The 19,559-nt window shown below is 71.1% G+C and carries 21 protein-coding genes and 1 tRNA gene; 14 read left to right on the plus strand and 8 right to left on the minus strand.

Translation table 11 applies throughout. The features are described from left to right. Positions 1–49: 49 nt before the first annotated feature. From CVO96_RS16220 to CVO96_RS16240, 5 genes are all read left to right on the plus strand, one after another. Positions 50–616, plus strand: a complete 567-nt coding sequence (locus CVO96_RS16220) for a 3-isopropylmalate dehydratase small subunit (RefSeq protein WP_103313124.1) — start codon at positions 50–52, stop codon at positions 614–616. Then, the gene (gene leuB / locus CVO96_RS16225; RefSeq protein WP_103313125.1) at positions 609–1,664 is read left to right on the plus strand and encodes a 3-isopropylmalate dehydrogenase; all 1,056 of its coding nucleotides are present in this window, start codon (positions 609–611) and stop codon (positions 1,662–1,664) included. Before CVO96_RS16220 ends, leuB begins: the two co-directional genes overlap by 8 nt. A 339-nt stretch (positions 1,665–2,003) precedes the next feature. Then, the gene (locus CVO96_RS16230; protein WP_103313126.1) at positions 2,004–2,315 is read left to right on the plus strand and encodes a hypothetical protein; all 312 of its coding nucleotides are present in this window, start codon (positions 2,004–2,006) and stop codon (positions 2,313–2,315) included. 28 nt (positions 2,316–2,343) lie between these two features. Continuing rightward, the gene (pdxR, locus tag CVO96_RS16235) at positions 2,344–3,795 is read left to right on the plus strand and encodes a MocR-like pyridoxine biosynthesis transcription factor PdxR (RefSeq protein WP_103313127.1); all 1,452 of its coding nucleotides are present in this window, start codon (positions 2,344–2,346) and stop codon (positions 3,793–3,795) included. A 245-nt stretch (positions 3,796–4,040) separates the two neighbouring features. Further along, a complete protein-coding gene (locus CVO96_RS16240) occupies positions 4,041–4,406 on the plus strand; it encodes a hypothetical protein (protein ID WP_103313128.1) in 366 nt (121 codons plus the stop codon). A gap of 107 nt (positions 4,407–4,513) precedes the next feature. Here the strand turns inward: CVO96_RS16240 and rpsT are convergent, their stop codons facing one another. Further along, positions 4,514–4,798, minus strand: a complete 285-nt coding sequence (gene rpsT / locus CVO96_RS16245; protein WP_103313129.1) for a 30S ribosomal protein S20 — start codon at positions 4,796–4,798, stop codon at positions 4,514–4,516. 194 nt (positions 4,799–4,992) lie between these two features. Between rpsT and CVO96_RS16250 the strand changes: the two genes are divergently transcribed. The 3 genes from CVO96_RS16250 (at position 4,993) to CVO96_RS16260 (ending at position 6,793) form a co-directional block, all read left to right on the plus strand. Then, positions 4,993–5,538 carry a regulatory protein RecX gene (locus CVO96_RS16250; protein ID WP_243398411.1) on the plus strand — a complete coding sequence of 182 codons (546 nt, stop codon included), beginning with the start codon at positions 4,993–4,995 and terminating at the stop codon, positions 5,536–5,538. 396 nt (positions 5,539–5,934) lie between these two features. Next, positions 5,935–6,011 (plus strand) — tRNA-Pro (locus CVO96_RS16255). Positions 6,012–6,094: 83 nt separating this feature from the next. Further along, entirely contained in the window at positions 6,095–6,793 is a 699-nt protein-coding gene (locus CVO96_RS16260; protein WP_103313131.1) for a metallophosphoesterase, read from the plus strand. 4 nt (positions 6,794–6,797) lie between these two features. Here CVO96_RS16260 and CVO96_RS16265 read toward each other — a convergent pair whose 3' ends face one another. Further along, on the minus strand, positions 6,798–7,343 hold the full coding sequence (locus CVO96_RS16265) for a phosphatase PAP2 family protein (RefSeq protein ID WP_103313133.1): 546 nt from the start codon (positions 7,341–7,343) through the stop codon (positions 6,798–6,800). A 114-nt stretch (positions 7,344–7,457) separates the two neighbouring features. Here CVO96_RS16265 and CVO96_RS16270 point away from each other — a divergent pair, with 114 nt between their 5' ends. Together CVO96_RS16270 and CVO96_RS16275 are read left to right on the plus strand one after the other, a co-directional pair. Next, positions 7,458–8,600 (plus strand): low temperature requirement protein A, encoded by a 1,143-nt coding sequence (locus CVO96_RS16270; RefSeq protein WP_243398412.1) that lies wholly within the window; start codon positions 7,458–7,460, stop codon positions 8,598–8,600. Between the two features lie 87 nt (positions 8,601–8,687). Then, a complete protein-coding gene (locus CVO96_RS16275; protein WP_103313135.1) occupies positions 8,688–9,683 on the plus strand; it encodes an aldo/keto reductase in 996 nt (331 codons plus the stop codon). 159 nt (positions 9,684–9,842) lie between these two features. Here CVO96_RS16275 and CVO96_RS16280 read toward each other — a convergent pair whose 3' ends face one another. The 4 genes from CVO96_RS16280 to CVO96_RS16295 form a co-directional block, all read right to left on the minus strand. Continuing rightward, positions 9,843–10,502: a helix-turn-helix transcriptional regulator gene (locus tag CVO96_RS16280; protein WP_103313136.1), complete on the minus strand. Its 660-nt coding sequence runs from the start codon at positions 10,500–10,502 to the stop codon at positions 9,843–9,845. A 120-nt stretch (positions 10,503–10,622) separates the two neighbouring features. Continuing rightward, a complete protein-coding gene (locus CVO96_RS16285) occupies positions 10,623–11,552 on the minus strand; it encodes a S1C family serine protease (RefSeq protein ID WP_103313137.1) in 930 nt (309 codons plus the stop codon). A gap of 83 nt (positions 11,553–11,635) precedes the next feature. Continuing rightward, complete coding sequence (locus CVO96_RS16290; RefSeq protein WP_103313138.1) at positions 11,636–12,154, minus strand: GNAT family N-acetyltransferase; 519 nt, start codon at positions 12,152–12,154, stop codon at positions 11,636–11,638. Further along, complete coding sequence (locus CVO96_RS16295) at positions 12,145–13,152, minus strand: NAD(P)H-dependent flavin oxidoreductase (RefSeq protein ID WP_243398413.1); 1,008 nt, start codon at positions 13,150–13,152, stop codon at positions 12,145–12,147. The genes CVO96_RS16290 and CVO96_RS16295 overlap by 10 nt, the downstream gene beginning before the upstream one ends. 67 nt (positions 13,153–13,219) lie before the next feature. On the opposite strand from CVO96_RS16295, the gene CVO96_RS16300 reads away from it, so the two are divergent. Next, positions 13,220–14,152 (plus strand): alpha/beta hydrolase, encoded by a 933-nt coding sequence (locus tag CVO96_RS16300; protein ID WP_103313140.1) that lies wholly within the window; start codon positions 13,220–13,222, stop codon positions 14,150–14,152. 35 nt (positions 14,153–14,187) lie between these two features. Then, positions 14,188–15,123, plus strand: a complete 936-nt coding sequence (locus CVO96_RS16305; protein WP_103313141.1) for a histone deacetylase family protein — start codon at positions 14,188–14,190, stop codon at positions 15,121–15,123. Here the strand turns inward: CVO96_RS16305 and CVO96_RS16310 are convergent. Next, a complete protein-coding gene (locus tag CVO96_RS16310) occupies positions 15,116–16,039 on the minus strand; it encodes a TAXI family TRAP transporter solute-binding subunit (protein WP_103313142.1) in 924 nt (307 codons plus the stop codon). The two genes, CVO96_RS16305 and CVO96_RS16310, sit on opposite strands and share 8 nt — an antisense overlap. A gap of 182 nt (positions 16,040–16,221) precedes the next feature. After that, positions 16,222–16,989, minus strand: coding sequence for an SIMPL domain-containing protein (locus CVO96_RS16315; RefSeq protein WP_103313143.1), 768 nt, complete (start codon positions 16,987–16,989; stop codon positions 16,222–16,224). 182 nt (positions 16,990–17,171) lie between these two features. Between CVO96_RS16315 and CVO96_RS16320 the strand changes: the two genes are divergently transcribed. Both CVO96_RS16320 and CVO96_RS16325 read left to right on the plus strand, forming a co-directional pair. Beyond that, positions 17,172–18,782 (plus strand): peptide chain release factor 3, encoded by a 1,611-nt coding sequence (locus CVO96_RS16320; RefSeq protein WP_103313144.1) that lies wholly within the window; start codon positions 17,172–17,174, stop codon positions 18,780–18,782. A gap of 105 nt (positions 18,783–18,887) precedes the next feature. Further along, positions 18,888–19,451 carry a C39 family peptidase gene (locus tag CVO96_RS16325; RefSeq protein WP_243398415.1) on the plus strand — a complete coding sequence of 188 codons (564 nt, stop codon included), beginning with the start codon at positions 18,888–18,890 and terminating at the stop codon, positions 19,449–19,451. The last annotated feature ends 108 nt before the right edge of the window (positions 19,452–19,559 follow it).

The following is a 19,559-nucleotide window of genomic DNA, read 5'->3' on the forward strand; positions in this document are numbered from 1 at the left end:
CCAGCGAACTGCCGTGCCCACCTCCATCCCCAACCCCAAAGGAGTCCAGATGCCCACCGTTCACGTCTTTGCCCGGGATCACATCAACACGGACGAGATCATTCCCGCCCGCCACCTGACCAGCGATGTCGAGTCGGAACTCGCCCGCTACGCCATGGAGGACTACGACAAGGACTTCGTGAGGCGCGTCCGGCCTGGCGACATCATCGTGGCGGGGGCGGATTTCGGCTGTGGCTCCAGCCGTGAACACGCCGTCTGGGCGCTGCGCGGCGCGGGGGTCTCGGCCGTCATCGCGCCGAATTTTGCCCGGATCTACTACCGCAACTCCATCAACAACGGCTTCCTGGCGCTGGAGTGCGCCGGCATCGTGGAGGCGTTTGAGGACGGCGACCAGGCCGAGCTGGATCTGAAGGCCGGCACGGTCACCAACACGCGCACCGGAACGAGCCTGACCTTCGTGCCCGTGCCCCAGTTCGCGCTGGACGTGCAGAAAGCGGGCGGCTGGCTGGAATACATGAAGGCCCACGATCAGGCCGCGCTGGAAGCCGAGACCCTGAACGCCCAGTCCACCGAAGCCGGCCACGGTCACCCCGGTCAGGAGGCCCGCCATGCCTAAGGTCGTGGTGCTGCCCGGCGACGGCATCGGCCCCGAGGTCACCGCGGCGGCGGTGGAGGTGCTGCGCGAGGTCGCCCCGGACGTGACCCTGGAGGAACAGGCCATCGGCGGCGGCGCCTACGACGCCCACGGCGACCCCCTGCCCCAGCGCACCCGCGACGCCGTGCAGGACGCCGACGCCGTGCTGCTGGGCACGGTTGGCGGGGCGCAGGGCAGCCCCTGGAACGCCCTGCCCCGGCACCTGCGGCCCGAGTCCGGCCTGCTGGCGCTTCGCAAGGCCCTGGGCTGCTACGCCAACCTGCGCCCGGTGCGCGTGCAGCCGGGGCTGGAACACCTCTCGCCCCTCAAGGCCGAACTGGCGCGCGGCGTGGACATCCTGATCGTGCGTGAGTTGCTGGGCGGCCTCTACTTCGACGGCGACCGCAGGATCGAGGGATCAGTCGCCTACAACACCATGCGCTACACCACCGCCGAGGTCGAGCGCGTGGCCAAGGTGGCCTTCTGGGCCGCCGAGCAGCGCAAGGGCCGCGTGACGAGCGTGGACAAGGCCAACGTGCTGGAGGTCTCCGAGCTGTGGCGCCGCGACGTGCAGGCCCTGCGCGACCGCGAGTACCGCTCCATCCACCTGAACCACGAGTACGTGGACTCGGTCGCCATGCTGATCGTCAGTCAGCCCAGCCGCTACGACGTGATCGTCACCGAAAACCTCTTCGGCGACATCCTGAGCGATCTGGCCGCCGTGATCCCCGGCTCGCTGGGCCTGATGCCGAGCGCCTCGCTCGGAGACGGCCCCGGTCTCTTCGAGCCGATCCACGGCAGCGCCCCGGACATCGCCGGGCAGGGCGTCGCCAACCCGGCCGCCGCCATCATGAGCGCCGCCATGCTGCTGCGGCACGGCCTGAAGCGCAGCGACGCCGCCAATCAGGTCGACCGCGCCGTGGCGCTGGCCCTGCGCGAGCAGCCCACCCGCGACCTGGGCGGCAAGGCCGACACGAAGGCGTTCACCCACGCGGTCCTGAGTGCGATGGGCTCGCCGGCCGTGGGCTGAGGCGCAGGCGGAAGAGGGGAGGGGGGCAGAGCTGACGCGGTCTGCCCCCTTCTCCCTGTCTCCCGCACAGGCGCGTCAGGGCCCGCGCCCCTCCAGCTCCCGCACCCTTGCTTCGAGGTCTTGTATCCGGGTCTGACTGCCCCCCGACAGGCGGCGCACCCGCCAGCCCGCCAGCGCCATCAAGCCGGCGAGGGCCGGCGCCATGGGGGAGAACTCGACCAGCTCCAGCGGCCCGGTGCCTGGCAGGGATCAGGTGGATCACGCAGGGATGGCCCGCGGGGGGCCAGACTGCTGCCGATCTCCTTGTCAGCCTTCCCCCACGCGGCGCATCCTGTCCCCATGACCCAGGCTGCGATCACCTTCCCCGCTCCGCCGCGCATTCCCTACCCCGGCGGCTGCGTGCTGGAGCCCGGCCCCTACGCGCTGGACTACCTGCTCAAGTGGCCCGCCGACATCACCGTGAACGGGCAGCTCCACTCCGGTGAACCGGTCTATCCCTTCCTGCGCTCGCTCCTGGCCGATCCGGCCGCGCACGGCGTGACCCAGGCCGACGCCGAGGCCGCCCGTGACCGCTTCCTGAACCTGGCGGGACAGGCCCTGCAGGCCGAGGGCGGCGATCCGGCGTGGCTCGCCCGGGAGTTCACGCGCTGAGCCGGGCCGCCCACCCGCAGGTTCGCCGATGACCGGCCCGCCCCCCGGCGCGTGGGACGTGCTGAGCCTGCTGCCCGACCTGCCCGGCGAGGCGCTGCACGCCCGCGTGGCCCGCAGCCTGCGCAGCACGGTGCTGCGGGGGGTGCTGGCCGAGGGCAGCCGCCTGCCGGGACACCGCCGCCTGGCCGGTCAACTTGGCGTTTCCCGCAACACCCTGGTGGACGCGCTGGCCCAACTGGAGGCCGAAGGTTACGTGCAGGTGCGCGGGCGCAGCGGCACCGTGGTCAGCGTGCCCGGCGCGCCGGCGCCTGCCGGCACCGCCACGGGCCCCCTGCCCCTCAGCGCCTGGGCAGAGCGGGCGCTGGACGGCCGGGTGGCCGACGCCGCCGGGGAGTTCCGGGTCGATTTCCGGGTGGGGCAGCCGGTGGCCGAGCTGTATCCGGAAGCCGCCTGGACGCAGGCGCTGGCCCGCCGCGCCGGGCAGATCGGGCAGCAGCCCACGGCCCTGCTCGACCCGCTGGGGCCCCTGGAGACCCGCCGGGCGCTAGCCGCCTACCTGAACGCCGAGCGCAGCGCCCGGGTCACGCCGGAGATGGTGATGCTGACCGCCGGCACGCAGTCGGCCCTGGACGCCCTGGCGCGGGTGTTCCTGGAGGCGGGCCGGGTAGCGGCCGTGGAAGACCCGACCTACGCCGGAGCCCGCGCCGCGCTGGCCGCCACCGGCGCGGCACTGAGCCCGGTGCGGGTGGACGACCAGGGACTCCAGCCGGGCGATCTTCCGGACTCCGCGACCCTGGTCTACACCACGCCCGGCTGTCAGTACCCGACCACCGTGGCGCTGCCCGCCGCGAGGCGTCAGGCCCTGGTCGCCTGGGCCCAGCAGGTGAACGCGCTGATCCTGGAAGACGACTACGCCGCCGACCTGCACCACTCGGCCCGTCCGCCCGCCGTGCTGCAGGGGCTGGCCCCCGAGCGGGTGATCCTGCTGGGCACCTTCAGCAAGGTGCTGGCCCCGGTCACGCGCAGCGGCTTCCTGGTTGCCCCCCCCGAGGTGATCCGGGTGCTGGCCGGCACCCGCCCCCTGACCGACCGAGGCCCCGGCACCCTGGACGCCCTGGCGCTGGCCGACGTGCTGTCCTCCGGCGCCTACGCCCGGCACCTGCGGCGGGTTCGGCCACTGATCCGGCACCGGCAGGAGGTGCTGATCGCGGCGCTGGCCGGGCAGTCCCTGGGAGAGCAGTGGCCGTCCTGGCCGGCGCGGGTGGCAGCCTCGGGGCTCCACGTGTATCTGCCCCTCCCCCAGGGTCTCAGCGAGGCGGATCTGGAACACCGCGCCGCGCGCCAGGGGGTGGCCCTCACGCTGCTGGGGCCGTTCACCGGCGGAGACCACCCGCCCGCCGCCCTGCTCGGCTTCGCCCACCTCCCCCCCGAAGACCTGCGCGAAGGCGTGCGCCGCCTGGGCCGGGCCCTGCGGAACTAAAGCATTTGTCAAAACAGCTGTTCATTTTTGACCAAACGGAGTGAGTGAATGTGACGGAGTCATCGGGGCTTGCAGAGTTGCGAAGCAGAGGATGGAAGCATCGGACGCCCTTTGTCTGATGCTGTCATTCGGATAAATGCTCCAGGCGCGCTTCCCGGCGACCGGCACCTTCAGCCCACCCCGCAATGGAGGCCCCCCCACAGTCTTGAGGAGCGCGCCTGGCGTTTCACGCTACACTGCGCCTAATGCGGCTCCTTGTCGTGGCCCTGGCCCTCGTGCTCACGCTGATGTACTTCACCTTCGGTCTGCGCTTCGGGTACGTGACCCTTACTCCCACCTATATGTTGAACGCCTCCGGTACCAACCGGTACACCTTCCAGATCTACGACGAGAAGCAGAAGGTCGGCGTGGAGGGCAGCTGTCAGGTGAGCCGTGGCCAGGCCGTGTTCCGGCTGACCGACTCCAAGGGGGCGCAGGTGGCCGGGCAGGTCTGCCCCAAGGGCGCCTGGGGCCTGAAGATGCTCGCCACCGGGGACGCCGGCCGGTACGTGCTGGAAATCGACCTGAAGAAGTTCACGGGCACCATCGATATCCGGGAGGCGCGGGAGTAGCCAGCTCCCGGCCGCTGGCACGTCCATAGAGAAGAGAGCAGGGGAACCGTGACGATGACGGCTCCCCTGCTCTCGGTTGTTGCTCAGCCCGTGCTGGGCTCGGATGCTTATGCCTGGGTTTCGGCCTGGGCGGCCTTGGCCTTGTTGATGGCCTTGGCGAGCCGGCTCTTCTTGCGGGCGGCCGTGTTCTTGTGCAGGGTGCTGCCCTTGGCGGCCTTGTCGATCAGGCTCTCGGCCTTGCTCTGCGCGGCGGCCACGTCTTCACCGGTGGTGAGCGCGACGAGCGCTTTCTTGGTGTAGGTCTTGATGGTGCTCTTGCGGCTGCGGTTGATCAGGCGGCGCTTGAGGCTCTGGCGGTGGCGTTTCTGGGCGGACTTGTGACGTAAGGCCATGTTCGTTCTCCTTTTCTCCCCGGCCGGTGATGGGCTCGGCGGAGCGGTTCCCGTGGGGGAACGCGAGCGCTTGAGGGCGGTGAACCGCGGATCCTCAACGCACCTGCACCTCGCAGGATCGCCGACCCGCTGGATCGGCAACCTCGTGACTATATCCGCTGTGTGCCCGCTGGGCAAGCGGCATACTCCGGAGCGTGGACGACGCTGCCCCCAAAGCCCCCAGGCGGGCCCGGACGCCCCAGGAGGAGCGCGACGCCCTGCTGGCCTACGCCTTCCGCGCCCTGGGCGGCCGCGCGCTGACCCAGGCCGAACTGCGCGGCAAGCTGGAGAAGCGCTCCCCGGACGAGGCCCTGGTGCATGAGGTTCTGAAGCGGGTGCAGGAGCTGGGCTACCAGGACGACGCCCACGTGGCCCGCGCCGAGGGGGCCCGGCGCTCCGTGGGCGCCTTCCGGGTGCGCCAGACCCTCAAGCGGCGCGGCGTGGACGAGGAGCTGATCCAGGAAACGGTGGCTGCCCGCGACCCGGACGAGGAGCGCCTGGCCGCCCGTGAACTGCTGGAGCGGCGCTGGGCCAGCTTTGCCCGCAAACGGGATCCGAAGGCCAGTGCCTACGCCTTTCTGGCCCGCCGGGGCTTTCCCAGCCCGGTGATCTGGTCGGCCATCCGCGAACTCGACGCCGCGCTGCTGGAGGGCACGGAAGACGGTGCCGACGAACCGGGTGAGCCGGACGACCTGGAGTGAGATCCGGGGGGAGAGTGGCGCGGGGGACTCCAGGGCGCCCGCGATGTCAGCGAAGGGGAGGGTTTGGTCACTCTGCGGATGGTTCCACCGCTTCGCAGCTTTTCGATTGCTCCCCTGCGGGGCACCACTCGCCAGAAGGGAGGCCAGAAAAGACTGGCTCACACGTCCATCCAGGCTGCCTTCGACCCGTCCAGTTCGCATGAGAGGGAGCTGGCACCAAAAGGGACGGACTGGGACAGCGGCGAAGCGCACGGGCTCGCCCACAGGCCAGACATGAAACGCACAGCCCATGACGGTGCGGCAGCCCTGATGGGGTTCCGCGACGCGCTTGACTGGGCCTGGGGCGCCGCGTAGACTACCCCCTGCCCGGCGAAGACGCGGGGTGGTGGTCGGGTTCGGGGCGTAGCGCAGCCTGGTAGCGCACGTCGTTCGGGACGACGGGGTCGGAGGTTCGAATCCTCTCGCCCCGACCACACGGGAACAGTCCTCCCCCTCGCGGGAGGCTTTCTTTTTGCCTCTGACCGCTTCTCGCCCCGGTCAGGGGCCGGAGTCCTCCATGCGCGTGTTCGCCATCGCCGACCTGCACCTCGCCACCGTCACGCCCAAACCCATGACGGTGTTCGGGCCGCAGTGGGCGGGCCACCCGCAGGCGATCTTCGACCGCTGGCGCGAGGTGGTGCGCGAGGGCGACCTGGTGCTGCTGCCCGGAGACCTCTCGTGGGCCATGCGCCTGCCCGACGCCCTGATCGACCTGGCGCCCGTGGCCGCCCTGCCGGGCACCAAGGTGATGCTGCGCGGCAACCACGACTACTGGTGGCCGACCCTGGGCAAGCTGCGCGCCGCCCTGCCGCCCCGGCTGCACGCCATCCAGAACGACGCCCTGCGCTTTGGCAACGTGGTCGTGTGCGGCTCGCGCGGCTGGCTCACTCCGGGCTACGAGGCCCTGAACGCCGAGGACGAGCGCCTGCTGGCCCGCGAGGCGGAGCGCCTGAGCCTGAGCGTGCAGGCGGCCGGGAAGCTGCGCCAGCCCGGCGACCGGCTGATCATGATGCTGCACTACCCGCCCGCGTCCCCGCCCTACCCGACCAATCCGTTCCTGCAGGTCATCGAGGCCGCCCGGCCGGACGTGATCGTCTACGGGCACCTGCACGGTGTCCCCGCCGAGAAGACCATGCGCCACGTGGCCGGTATTCCCGCCTATATGGTCGCCGCCGATGGCCTGAAGTTCACCCCCAGGCTGGTGCTGGAACCCTGAGGGCTCAGGCCCGGAGTCTCGGCGGCAGCAGGGCCCGGCTCCGCCACAGCGGCGGCCAGGGCCACACCGACGCGGCCCACAGGCTGAGGCCGGCGATCAGCACGCTGCCCACCACGTCCAGGCTGTGATGCGCGCCGATGGCCAGGCGCCCCAGCGCCACCGCCAGCACGCCCGCCGCGAACAGGGGCGCCCAGCGCCGGGCCAGCCAGCCCACCCAGCCGGTGATCAGCGCGGCGACCAGGGTGTGGTCGCTGGGAAAGCCGTTGTCCAGCGAGGCGCGCGCCAGGGGGGCGTAGTGCTCGACCAGATACGGGCGCGGGTCGCTGACCACGTGGCCCAGGAGCTGCGTGACGAGCAGCGCCGCGGCGCCAGACGCGGCGATCCGGGCGGCCAGCAGCCAGGTCAGGTGAGAGCGCATCTGGACGAACAGCGCTGCCAGCCCGGCGGCCAGCGCGGCCAGCAGCCCGGTCGCGCCGGCCACCGCCACGGCGCCCAGAACGGGGCTGCGGACAGCGGCCAGATGCAGTGACTGTTGCAGGAGATCGGTCAAGGACACCTCCGGAGGACTCTGGCACGCCTGTCTAACGACCAGATCAAATCCGCCGGGGCTGGAGGCGGGCCTCTCAGGAGCGCCGGCTCAGCCGAGGGTTCATCATGCGGGATGATGACGGCTCCGACCTCCGGCCCGCAGGAGACCAGCGTCCAGCGCGTGCGGCCGCTGGAGCTGTTCTTCGATCTGGTGTTCGTGTACACCATCACGCACCTGACCAACCTGATCGCGCACCCGCACGGCGCGCTCGATTACCTCCAGGCGGCGCTGATCTTCCTGAGCCTGATGTGGATGTACGACGGCTTCGTGTGGCTCAGCAGCAACCTGGAGCTGGACGCCGACGCCGAATACTGGCTGATGTTCGCGGCCATGGTGACCTTCTTCGTGATGGCGCTGGGCATCCCGACCATCCGTGGGGATGGGGGCGTGGTCTTCGGGCTGGGCCTGCTGCTCGTGACCGCCCTCCACACCGGGCTGTTCAGCCGCAGTGCCACCAGTTCCGCCCAGGCCATCTGGGGCATCGCGCCCTACAACTTCGCCTCGGCCCTGCTGGTCTTCTCTGCCGCCTTCGTCGGGGGCGTGTGGCACTGGGCGCTGTGGCTCGCGGCCATCGGCGTGCTGATCCTGGCGACCCTGAAACGCCGGGAGCAGGCCTTCGCCCTGAGCCCCCGCCACTTCGCCGAGCGGCACGGCCTGCTGATCATCATTGCGCTGGGGGAGAGTGTGGTCGCGCTGGGGCTGGGCGCCGCCGGCCTGCCCATCACGCCGGGGCTGCTGGCCTACGCCGCGCTGGGCCTGCTGCTGGCCGCCTTGGTGTGGTGGAGCTACTTCGGCCCCGACCACGAGCGGGCCGAGCGCGCCTTCGAGCGGGCGGGGGCGGCCGACCGCAACCGGATGGCCCTGCGCGGCTACGGCTACAGCCACATGGGCATGATGTCCGGCATCATCATGATCGCCGCCGGGCTGGAGGTCGGGATTCACGGCCCAGGCGAGGAGGACGGCGCGGCCTGGGCCTGGAACCTCGCGGTGGGGCTCGCCCTGTACTTCCTCTCGGATGTCGCGTTCCGCCGCTCCCTGGGCCTGGGGCCGGGCCGCCTGCGCCTGCTGGTGGGCGCGCTGGCCCTGGCAACCGTGCCGGTGGGACTGTCCAGTGGCCCCCTGTGGCAGCTCCTGGCCGCCGTGCTGGTGGTGGCGCTGCTGTCGGTGGTCGAGGACTATGTGCTGCCCGCCAGAGCGGCGCGGCGCGGCCCGCCTTAGGCCGGGTCGTTGCCAGCACCCGGGGAAGGGCGTACGCTCCAGGGTGGACGGCGTCCGCACAGCTCCGGCGCCCGGCAAGGAGACCCAATGACCCAGACCAGCCCGCTCCCCACCCGCCGCCTCCGCAACCTGAGCGTCTCTGCCCTGGGCCTGGGCTGTATGGGCATGAGCGAGTTCTACGGCCCCGGCGACGAGACCCAGAGCCAGCGCACCCTCGACCGCGCGCTGGAACTGGGCGTGACCTTCTACGACACCGCCGACATGTACGGCCCCCATACCAACGAGGAACTGCTGGGCCGCTGGCTGGTGGGCAGACGCGACCGGGTGGTGCTGGCGACCAAATTCGGGATCGTCCGCGAACCGGGCACTCCCCGCGGCCGGAGCATCAACGGCCGCCCCGAGTATGTCCGGCAGGCCATCGAGGGCAGCCTGAAACGGCTGGGCACCGAGTACGTGGATCTCTACTACCTGCACCGCGTCGATCCCGAGACGCCCATCGAGGACACCGTGGGCGCCCTGGCGGAACTCGTCCAGGCCGGACAGATCCGCGCCATCGGCCTGTCAGAGGTGAGCCCCGAGACCCTGCGCCGCGCGAACGCCGTCCACCCCATCAGCGCCGTGCAGAGCGAGTACTCGCTGTGGACGCGCGATCCGGAACAGGGCGTGCTGGCAGCCTGCCGCGAACTGGGCGTGGGCTTCGTGCCCTACAGCCCGCTGGGCCGCGGCTTCCTGACCGGCCAGATCAAGACTCCGGACGACCTCGCCCCCGACGACTTCCGCCGGAGCACCCCGCGCTTCCAGGGCGAGGCTTTCCAGAAGAACCTCGATCTGGTGGCTGAGGTGCAGGCGATGGCGCAGGACAAGGGCTGCACGCCTTCGCAACTGGCCCTGGCGTGGGTGCTGGCGCAGGGCGACGATATCGTGCCCATCCCAGGCACCAAGCGCGTGAGCTACCTGGAGGACAACCTGGGCGCGCTGGACGTGAGCCTGAGTGCAGCCGACCTGAGCCGCATCGACGCCGCCTTCCCGGTGGGCGCCGCGCAGGGCGAGCGTTACCAGGATATGGGGAGCGTCAACCGCTGAGCCGGAAGGAACGGCAAGAACGGGCTGCATAGAAGCACGCCGCCGGGACTCGTGCCTGAGCGGCGCGTGCCCTGCCACACCGTCCCTGGAGCACCGGTCTGAATGACAGCGTCTGATCAGGGAGAGCTGACGCTGCCACTCCCCCTGAAGCCCCTTGCTCTACACGCTCACCAGTCCGAGCTGAATGCCGCGCGCCACGGCGCCTGCCCGGCTCTGCACGCCGAGTTTGGAATACAGCGCGCCCACGTGGAACTTCACGGTGCTCTCGCTGACGCCCAGGTCGCGGGCGACCCGCTTGTTGCTCAGCCCCTCGACCAGCAGGGCCAGGACATCCCGCTCGCGGGGCGTGAGGCTGACCTCGCGGGCGCCCAGGCCCAGTGCCTCGTCGTCCGCCAGTTCGGCGGGGGTCAGGCCGGATGGGGTCAGCTCGGAGGCGGCCAGACCCGGGGAGGAGACCTGGGCAGGGGGCAGCACGGCCAGCCCCGCCGCCGCGCCCAGGACGCCCGCGATCAGTTCGGCGGCGGTGGCGTCGGCCGGCAGGGCGGCCCAGCCTCCGCCCGCGATCTCGGGCAGGACGGTGGCCCAGGCCGCCGCGCCCAGGGCCACCAGCGCCGGCATCCCGGCCAGCGCCTCCAGTTCGGGAAGCCACGAATCGTCGATCACGAGTACGTCGGCGTCGTCGCTCAGGTCGAAGCCGGCCGAGGTCAGCAGGGCTGTGATCCCCGCCGCCAAGAGCGCCGGGCCCACCGCGACGCGCACCGTGGGCCGCGGTGTGGAGGGCAGCCCGGAGGCGGGCAGGGCAACAGTCGGCCGGCTCATGCCCGATCGTACAGGCGCGGCCGGCCGAGCGAGGGCCGACGGTGCTCCCGGCACCAGCGGCCCACCGGACGGGCTCATGGTCTGGATCCGCTCACAGGAGGGTCTGCCTCATCGCCCGGCTCAGCGCTCCCCGACCGTGACCGGCACGTCCAGCTCCTCGCCGCCGCGCAGCACGCGCAGGGTCAGCGCCTCTCCGGCGCGGTCACGAATCCGGTCGAGCAGTTCGCGGGGATGGCGCATGGGGTCACCGTCCAGCGCCAGCAGCACGTCCCCGACCCGTACGCCGGCCTGGGCCGCCGGACTGCCCTCCTCGACCAGCACGACGGTCAGGCCCAGGCGACCACGCCCGCCCCGCCGGCCGCCCCAGCCGCCACCCCAGCCCCGGCCACCCCGGCGGGCCTCGCGGGAGTCTGTGGGCTCCGTCTCGGCTTTCCCGGCCTCGGGGAAGTGGACGGGCTGGGTGGACAGCCCCAGGTAGCCGCGCGGCACCCGGCCCGACTCGGCGAGCAGGCCCGCGACTTTCATGGCGCGCTCGGCCGGTACCGCGACCAGATCGCCGCGCATGACGCCCGCGTTCAGGATGCCCACCAGGCCGCCCCGGGCGTCCAGCAGCGCGCCCCCGCTGACCCCCCGGAAGGGCGCCGCGCCACTGGGCATCCAGCCGCGCCCCGGCCCGCGTTCCGTGGGGCCGCGTTCCATGAAGCCCAGGGTGGCGCGCACCCCGTGTTCGGGGCGGCCCACCGCCAGCAGCAGCTCTCCGATCCGCCCCCCGCTGCCGGCGCTCAGGGCGGGCAGGTTCAGCCCCTCCGCCCGGAGCAGCGCGAGATCGCTGGAGGGATCGTGGCCGGCGACGGTGGCCTTCAGCTCGCGGCCGTCCGGGGTCGTCACGCCCACCTCGTCGGCGTGCAGGACGTGGGCGACGGTCAGGATCAGGCCGTCGCCGATGACGGTGCCGCTGATGGGCCGGGCCGAGCGGACGCTGACGATGCTGGTCGAGGCGGCCTGGACGGCGTCGGCCAGCGCGGTGGAGAGATCGGACAAGGTGGTCATGCCCCCATGGTGCGTCTCTGGGCCGGAAAACACGCCGGGCAGATGGAGGGGGCCGCCCCCTGGCCGGATGGTGGGGGCCGGGGTCAGTCCGTGTCCCGCCGGCTCGCGAAGTCCTCCCGCTGGAGGGCGTAGCGCACGAGCGGCACGACGGCGCCCCGGTATTCCTCGGACTGGCCCTGGCCCACGGCCACGAAGCCCAGCCGCCGCATCAGCGCGTGGGAGCGGGCGTTGGTGAGGTGAACCTCGGCGCGCACCTGTCGCAGGCCCAGCTCAGCGAACGCGAGGCCTAGCAGCAGCCGACCCGCCGCCCGGCCCACCCCCTGCCCCCACAGCGCGCGTTCCCCGATGGCGATGCCGAACTCCGCCGACTGCCCATCCAGCCCGGCCAGATCGACGAAGCCCACCAGCGCCCCATCCCGCTCGATGCCCAGGCGCAGGAAGCCAGGGTCGTGGGTCGCCAGGATGCCCTGCCAGTGCTCGCGCAGGTGCCCAGGGGGCAGGCGCGGCGTCCAGCCGGTGGCGAGGCAGAACTCGTCGTCCGCTCCCCAGCGCACGGCCACCTCCTCGTCGCCCCAGCGCAGGGGGCGCAGGCTCAGGGCCACAGCTCCTCCAGAATGCCGGCGGCCGGGCCATCCCTGCTCTGGCGGAAGCCCTCGCCTGCCCAGAGGCTCAGGCAGTCGGCGCGGCCAGTGGTCGCCGCCGCCGCCCGCAGGGGCCGGGTCAGCGCGTTCTGGTACGGGTAGGGGAGGGGCGCGTGAAGCCCGGCGGTGATGGCGTTGGGCAGGCCTCTGGCGAGCCGGCCGCTGAAGTTGCGCGTCAGCGTCGTGCCGGTCGCTCCGGCCAGTGCCTCCCGGTAGGCGCCCGGGGTGCCCGCCTCCGTGGCCCGCAGGAACGCGGTGCCGCACTGCGCCAGTTCGGCGCCGGCGTCCAGCACGTCCTGCACGTCGCCGCGGGTCATCAGCCCACCGGCCGCGATGAGGGGGAGGCGCACCACCTGTGCCGCCCGCCGCACCAGCTCCAGGGTCGGGGCCAGCTCGTCCTGCAGCCAGCCGCCCCGGTGCCCGCCCGCCGCGCCCCCCTGCACGACCACGGCGTCCACGCCGTCTTCCTCCAGCAACCGCGCCTCAGGCACGCTGGTCGCCGTGCCGATGCACAGAATGTTCCGCTCCCGCAGGGCCTCCAGGTACCCCCGCTCCAGCCGCCCGAAGGCGAAGCTGAACACGGAGGGGCGGGCCTCCAGCACCGCCCCAAACTGCGCGCCGAAGTCCTGCTGGACGGCGTCTGGCAGGGAAGGTGGGGGCAGCTTCAGGTGGACGTGGAACGGCGCCAGTTCGGCCGCGGCCCGCCCGATCTGGTGAGGGGTCACCTCCGGAAGTGGCTGGGGAGCGAACAGGTTCACGGCGAAGGGCCGGTGGGTCAGGCGCCGGACTTCCGCCACGTCTTTCGCAATCTGCGCCGGGCTCAGGTACGCCGCCCCCAGGCTGCCCAGAGCGCCCGCCCGCGAGACGGCCGCGACCAGCGCCGGGGTGCCCACTCCCCCCGCCATCGGCGCCAGGATCAGCGGGCGCGTGAGGCTGAGGCGTTCCATCAGAACCGGCACGCCCCATGATGCCCCGGCGCTATCGTCGGTACCAGTCCAGATCCCAACAGAGCCAGAAGGAGTTCATATGCCACTCGATCCGAAAGTTGCGGCGGCCCTGGCCCAGAGCGCGGCGCTGCCGCCCATCTCCACCCTGCCCGTCGAGGCTGTCCGGCGGGGCATCGCCGCGCAGCTTCACCTGATGCCCAGGTCGGTCGCGCCGGTCGCGTCGGTCACCGAGCGCTCCATCCCCGGCCCGGCCGGCGACCTGACTATCCGCGTCTATACCCCCCAGGGCGAGGGGCCGTTTCCGGTCGTGGTGTTCTTCCACGGGGGCGGCTGGACGATCTGCACGCTGGACACCCACGATCCGCAGTGCCGCGAGCTGTGCGCCGGGGCGGGTGCGGTGGTGGTCTCCGTGGACTACCGGCTGGCGCCCGAATTCCCCTTCCCGGCCGCGCCCGAGGACTGTCTGGCGGCGACCCGCTGGGTGGCGTCGCACGCGGCCGAGCTGGGCGGCGATCCGCAGCGCATGGCCGTGGCCGGCGACAGCGCGGGCGGCAACCTCGCGGCGGTGGTGGCCCTGCGCTCGCGCGACGAGGGTGGCCCGGCCCTGCGCGGCCAGCTGCTGATCTACCCCTCGACCGATCTGCTGGGCTCGGCCGAGACCGAGTCGTACCGCGAGAACGGCCAGGGCTATGGCCTGTCGCGCGAGGACATGGCGTGGTTCCGGGGCCACTACCTGCCCACGCCCGAACACGCCGGGCACCCCGACGCCTCGCCGGCCAGGGCGAAAAGCCACGCCGGCCTGCCGCCCGCGCTGGTGGTCACCGCCGAGTACGACCCGCTGCGCGACGACGGCGAGGCCTACGCCCGAACCCTGGAGCGTGCGGGCGTGCCGGTGCAGCTGACCCGCTACGACGGCATGAACCACGGCTTCCTGGGCGGCATCGGCGTGTACGAGCAGACCGGCGCGGCGCTGGACGAGATGAGTGCCTGGCTGCGGCGGGTGCTGGCCTGAGCGGTTAGATTCGGCCTGAGGTCTAGATTCAGGGGGTGCCCGCCTTCCCGCACCCCTTCCGGGCCTACACGGCGTTCCGGCGCGCGGCCTACAGCGCCGGCCCGGCGCCCCGCCGCCAGTTCCTGCCGCGTGAGTTCATCGGCGCCCTGCTGGACGGGGCCGCCGAGCGCCTGCCGCTGCTGGACGCCCCCGATCTGCCCTGGGAGCTGGCCGAACGCGTCCACGACCCCGCCTACCTGGCCCGCTGGCGACAGGGCGAGGTCACCCGCGCCGAGGAACGCGCCCTGGGCTTCGCCTGGACGCCGGCCGTGGTGGAGCGTGGCCTGAGCAGTGCCGGAGCGACCCTGGCCGCCACCCGCGACGCCCTGGAGGTGGGCCTGGGCCTCAACCTCGGCGGCGGCACCCACCACGCCTACGCCGACCACGCCGAGGGCTTTTCCTTCCTGAACGACGTGGTCATCAGCGCCCGCTGGCTGCTGGACAGCGGGCAGGCGCGGCGGGTGCTGATCCTCGATCTGGACGTGCATCAGGGCAACGGCACGGCGTCCATGCTGGCGGATGAGGCCCGCAGCCTGACGGTCAGCGTCCATGCCGAGGGCAACTATCCGTTCAGCAAGGAACGGAGCGATCTGGATGTCGCCCTGCCCGACGGCACGGGGGACGCGGCGTACCTGGAGGGACTGAACTCCCGGGTGGCGCCCGTGGTGGCCGACTTCCGCCCGGACTTCGCCTTCTACCTCGCGGGGGCCGATGTGCTGGCCGGCGACCAGCTCGGGCGGCTGGCCCTGAGCCCGGCGGGCGTCCGGGCGCGCGACGACCGCGTGTTCGGCTGGGCGGCCCGCTCGGGCGTGCCCCTGGTGGCCGTGATGGCCGGCGGCTACAACCGCGACCCGCAGACCCTGATCAGCGCCCGGCTGGGCACGCTGGACTCGGCCCTCAGTGCGTTCATCCAGCGCGCGGGGGTCATTTGAACCAGGGCCAGTCCTGCTCCTTGAAACTCACCTCCGTCCACTTGGGGTGGAAGCCCTGGGTCTCCTGCAACTGGGTCAACTTCGACAGGGCGCACTTCTGGTAGTTCAGCAGGGCGGCGCGGCGCTCGGGGGTCTTGAAGTCCCGCGTGACCAGGATGCGCTGCACCGCGTAGGTGCCCACACCCGAGCCCAGCTGTGCGTAGCGCAGGGTCGCCGGCCGGTAGAAGCCGTTGAGCCTCGCCGGGTCGATATCCACGGGCCGGAGGGCGAATCTGGCCGGATCGAGGGCCTTCACCCAGTCGGCGGGCTGGCCGACCACCGACAGCACCGCGTCCACCTGCCCGGCCCCCAGCGCCGCCAGGGCCTCCTCGCGCCCCTTGTATTCCAGTACCGTCACCCCGACGGCCGATTTGGCCTTGAGGACGTTGGCCGAGATCACGCTGCCGCCCCAGGCACCCAGCTTTTTGCCCTTCAGGTCGCTGAACTTCAGAACGCCGCTGACGGTGGTCCGGCTGAAGATGTTCTTCTTGATGGTGGGCTGCCGGGCGATCAGGTGGATCTCGTCGAAGTTCAGCGGCAGCAGGGTCTTGAGTTCACGAGCCCGCGGATCCTTGTCGATCTGGTCACGGGCCTTGAGGACGTCCAGTTGCACGAAGGCCAGCGACACCTGATTGCCCAGCAGCAGGTCGAGGCTCTCGACGCTGCCCGAGGTCTGCCGCTGACGCAGGAACGAGGCGCCCGTGCAGACCTGCCCGATGTCCCGGAACATATCCGAGGCGGTGGAGCCCTTGGGGCTGGTCGCCACGTCGAGGAAAAAAGGGGTGGCGGCTTGGGCCGGGCCGCCCAGGCACAGGCCCAGCAGGCCCAGATTTCTCAGGGCTCGCCTTGTCGCAGAGGTGGAGCTTCGGATCGTCATAGGCCGCACTCCTCGTGGGTCGCCCGTCGCGCCGCCCGGTGCTCCGCTGCGGTCGCCTGGCGCCACCAGACCGGACACGTGTCGGCGCCCTGGTGAGGACGATTCTAGAGGCCGGACACGCCGGCTTTGTCAGGCCCACCCAGCGTCTGCATCGGGTATGGGAGTGACAGACATGCGGACGCTCACTTCACGACAAAATCGATCTCCACGACCGCCGTGACGTCCTTTTCCAGGCTGGTGGTGTCGTAGCTGCCCGAATCCTCCACCGAGGTCTCGAAGCGCGGCGTGATCTGGAAGACCCCCATGCGCGCCGTCTTGACCGCGCCCACCGAGTTTCCGGCGCTCTGGGCGATGGCCTGGGCGCGGCGCTGGGCATCCTGGCTGGCCTCCTTGAGCAGTTCCAGACGCACGTCGGCCAGCTTCGTGTACAGGTATTCGATGTCGCTGCTCTCGATGCTCACGCCGCCCGTGCTGGCGTCCACGAAGGCGGCGGTCGCCGCGCCCACCGCGCCCTGCACCTTAGCGATGTCGTTCGACTGCAGGCGGTAGGTCTCGCTGACCACGTAGCGTGTGCGCTCGACCTCCCTGTTCTGGCCGTTGAGCGTCTCGATGACCGTGTACTTCTGCGGCCCGGCGTTCACGGGTTCGCGGCGCAGCTCGGCCGGGCTCAGGGCGCGCGACTTCAGGAAGGTCTCGATTGCCGGCTGGGTGGCCCGGAACGCCCGGTAGGCGCCCTGCAGGCTCTCGTCGTCCGAGGAGCGCACCGTGAAGCGCCACACCGCCTGATCCGAGGTGATGCTGCGCCGGGCGCTGCCCGTCACGTTGATCACGTCGCTGGCGTTGCGGATGTCCGAGAGCCCGCGCACCACGACGAAGCCGGTGGCGAGGAAGGCGAGCGAGGCGATGGCGGTGGCGACGATCACGGAAGCCGAGCGCGCAGGGGCGGACATGCCTGATGGTAAACCCGGTCACGGTGCGCGCCGTCCTCCGAAAGACGTGGGCGCGGTATCATGCGGCCATGACCGTTCTCCTCACGCCCCCCTAGCGAGAGTCGAGACTGCATCTGTTTGCACTGCCGCATCAGTTCCACCACGTCCGGGCCGACGAATACGCCGCCCGCGCAGGAGTCCGCATGACCGCACCCGAATCCAGCCCCGCCTCGAACGCTGCCGCGCTCGCCCGCGAGATCGAGCGCCGCCGCACCTTCGCCATCATCTCCCACCCCGACGCGGGGAAGACCACCATCACCGAGAAGCTGCTGCTGTACGGAGGCGCCATTCAGGAGGCAGGCTCGGTCACCGCCAAGGAGGGCCGCAGCCACACCAAGTCCGACTGGATGACCATTGAGCAGCAGCGCGGCATCTCCATCAGTTCCTCGGCGCTGACCTTCGAATACCAGGGGCGGCACATCAACCTGCTCGACACCCCCGGCCACCAGGACTTCAGCGAGGACACCTACCGCACCCTGACCGCCGCCGACTCCGCCCTGATGGTGCTGGACGGCGCGCGGGGCGTGCAGACCCAGACCGAGAAGCTGTTCGCGGTGTGCCGCAACCGGGAAATCCCCATCCTGACCTTCGTGAACAAGATGGATCGCCCGTCGCTCGACCCCTTCGACCTGCTCGCGCAGGTGGAGAACGTCCTGAAGATCGTCTGCGTGCCGCTGACCTGGCCCATCGGGGACGGCCCGGACTTCAAGGGCGTGTACGACCTGCAAACGTCGCAGGTGCTGGCCTTCGAGCGCACCTCGGGCGGCAAACACCGCGCGCCCATGCAGACCTCGGGCCTGGACGACCCTCGCCTGGACGCGCTGGTGGGCGCCGACCTGGCCGCCAAGCTGCGCGAGGACATCGAGCTGATCCGGGGCGCCATGCCCGAGTTCGACCCCGCCGCGTTCCTGAGCGGTGAGCTGACCCCGGTCTTCTTCGGCTCGGCGATGAACAACTTCGGCGTGGAGCACTTCCTGGCGAATTTCGTCGAGCTGGCGCCGCCCCCCGGCCCGGCCGAGACTACCCTGGGCGAGCGCGCCCCGGAGGCGGCTTTTGCGGGCTTCATCTTCAAGCTGCAGGCCAACATGAGCCGCGCCCACCGCGACCGCACCGCCTTCATGCGCGTCATGAGCGGGCACTTCGAGCGTGGCATGGACGTGACCCACACCCGCACCGGGCGCAAGCTGCGGCTCTCGCAGGCCCACACGCTGTTCGCCCAGGATCGGGAGAAGGTCGAGGACGCCTACCCCGGCGACATCGTGGGGCTGGTCAACCCCGGCGTCTTCCAGATCGGGGACGTGATCTCGGTGGATGCCAAGGTGCAGCTCCCCAGCTTCCCGCGCTTCACGCCCGAGACCTTCGCCACCCTGGCCCTGAAGGACGTGGGCAAGCGCAAGGCCTTCATGAAGGGCATCACTCAGCTCGCCGAGGAAGGCGTGGTGCAGGTCTTCTTTCCCACGGACGGCGCCCGCGATCCCTACCTGGGCGCGGTTGGCCCCCTGCAGTTCGAGGTCTTCCAGGCCCGGCTGCAGGAGGAGTACGGCGTAGATGTCGAACTGAACATCACCTCGTACGGCCTGGTGCGCTGGCTGGCCGGCGACCCCTCCTCGGTGGCACGCTTCGCCCGCCACGTCGAGGACGACCAGGGCCGCCCGGTGATGCTGTTCCGCTCCAAGTACGACCTGGAATACACCGCCGAGCAGCACCCCGAGATCGAATTCCTGCCGCTGCCGAAGGATCTGACGCGGGTCTGAGGCGTTGGACTCGGAAGAGGGGAGTGGACGGCGGTTCCGCTCCCCTTCGATTTGCATGTGCGATTTGACAGGTGGATGTGATGCCCCGTCTGCCATGCTGACCCGGTGCGCGCCATCCGATTCCTTCCCATCCTGTTTCTCGGCGCGGCCAGTTTCGGCTCGGCGGCCTCGGCGCCGCCCGGGTATCTGCTCCAGGGAATGCCCCTGGTGCGGCAGAGCTACAACGCCTGCGGGCCGGCCTCCATTTCGCAGGTGCTCGCCTACTTCGGCCTGAAGGTGAGCATGGCCGAGGTCAGCCGCTTCACCCGCGCCAGCGACCGCTCGTACATGACCGCCCAGGCCATCGTGACCTTCGCGCCCAGGGTGGGCATGGAGGCACGCCTGTATACGAACGGCTCTCTGAACACGGTGCGGGCCGCGATCAGGAAGGGTCTGCCCATCATCGCCCTGCAGTCGCACATCACCGCTCAGGGCCGGGTGATTCCCCACTGGCGCGTGGTCGTGGGCTACGACGACGTCCGGCAGGAGACGTACCTGATGGATCCGCTGCTGGGTTACGTGAAGATGGGCTACATCGACTTCAACCGCGTGTGGGCCGACCACCACGGCCAGTTCGCAGTGCTGTACCCGCCCAAGCTGAGCGCGACCGTGAAGAAGGTCATCGGCTAGGGCTGAGCCAGAGCAAGGACTGGGGCAGACCACAGGTCGGGCTGGCTGGCCCCGGACACGCCGAGAACTGAAGAATTCAGGGAGCGCCGCCCCGAACGCTGCTGGGCC

The sequence above is a fragment of the Deinococcus koreensis genome (genome assembly GCF_002901445.1).
Taxonomy (GTDB): domain Bacteria; phylum Deinococcota; class Deinococci; order Deinococcales; family Deinococcaceae; genus Deinococcus; species Deinococcus koreensis.

What these genes read in the sequence shown, in the direction of transcription:
- CVO96_RS16220 (WP_103313124.1), top strand. Translation starts at nt 50, where the DNA reads ATGCCCACCGTTCACGTCTTTGCCCGGGATCACATCAACACGGACGAG.
- leuB (WP_103313125.1), top strand. Translation starts at nt 609, where the DNA reads ATGCCTAAGGTCGTGGTGCTGCCCGGCGACGGCATCGGCCCCGAGGTC.
- CVO96_RS16230 (WP_103313126.1), top strand. Translation starts at nt 2,004, where the DNA reads ATGACCCAGGCTGCGATCACCTTCCCCGCTCCGCCGCGCATTCCCTAC.
- pdxR (WP_103313127.1), top strand. Translation starts at nt 2,344, where the DNA reads ATGACCGGCCCGCCCCCCGGCGCGTGGGACGTGCTGAGCCTGCTGCCC.
- CVO96_RS16240 (WP_103313128.1), top strand. Translation starts at nt 4,041, where the DNA reads ATGCGGCTCCTTGTCGTGGCCCTGGCCCTCGTGCTCACGCTGATGTAC.
- rpsT (WP_103313129.1), bottom strand. Translation starts at nt 4,798, where the DNA reads ATGGCCTTACGTCACAAGTCCGCCCAGAAACGCCACCGCCAGAGCCTC.
- CVO96_RS16260 (WP_103313131.1), top strand. Translation starts at nt 6,095, where the DNA reads ATGCGCGTGTTCGCCATCGCCGACCTGCACCTCGCCACCGTCACGCCC.
- CVO96_RS16270 (WP_243398412.1), top strand. Translation starts at nt 7,458, where the DNA reads ATGACGGCTCCGACCTCCGGCCCGCAGGAGACCAGCGTCCAGCGCGTG.
- CVO96_RS16275 (WP_103313135.1), top strand. Translation starts at nt 8,688, where the DNA reads ATGACCCAGACCAGCCCGCTCCCCACCCGCCGCCTCCGCAACCTGAGC.
- CVO96_RS16280 (WP_103313136.1), bottom strand. Translation starts at nt 10,502, where the DNA reads ATGAGCCGGCCGACTGTTGCCCTGCCCGCCTCCGGGCTGCCCTCCACA.
- CVO96_RS16285 (WP_103313137.1), bottom strand. Translation starts at nt 11,552, where the DNA reads ATGACCACCTTGTCCGATCTCTCCACCGCGCTGGCCGACGCCGTCCAG.
- CVO96_RS16300 (WP_103313140.1), top strand. Translation starts at nt 13,220, where the DNA reads ATGCCACTCGATCCGAAAGTTGCGGCGGCCCTGGCCCAGAGCGCGGCG.
- CVO96_RS16310 (WP_103313142.1), bottom strand. Translation starts at nt 16,039, where the DNA reads ATGACGATCCGAAGCTCCACCTCTGCGACAAGGCGAGCCCTGAGAAAT.
- CVO96_RS16315 (WP_103313143.1), bottom strand. Translation starts at nt 16,989, where the DNA reads ATGTCCGCCCCTGCGCGCTCGGCTTCCGTGATCGTCGCCACCGCCATC.
- CVO96_RS16320 (WP_103313144.1), top strand. Translation starts at nt 17,172, where the DNA reads ATGACCGCACCCGAATCCAGCCCCGCCTCGAACGCTGCCGCGCTCGCC.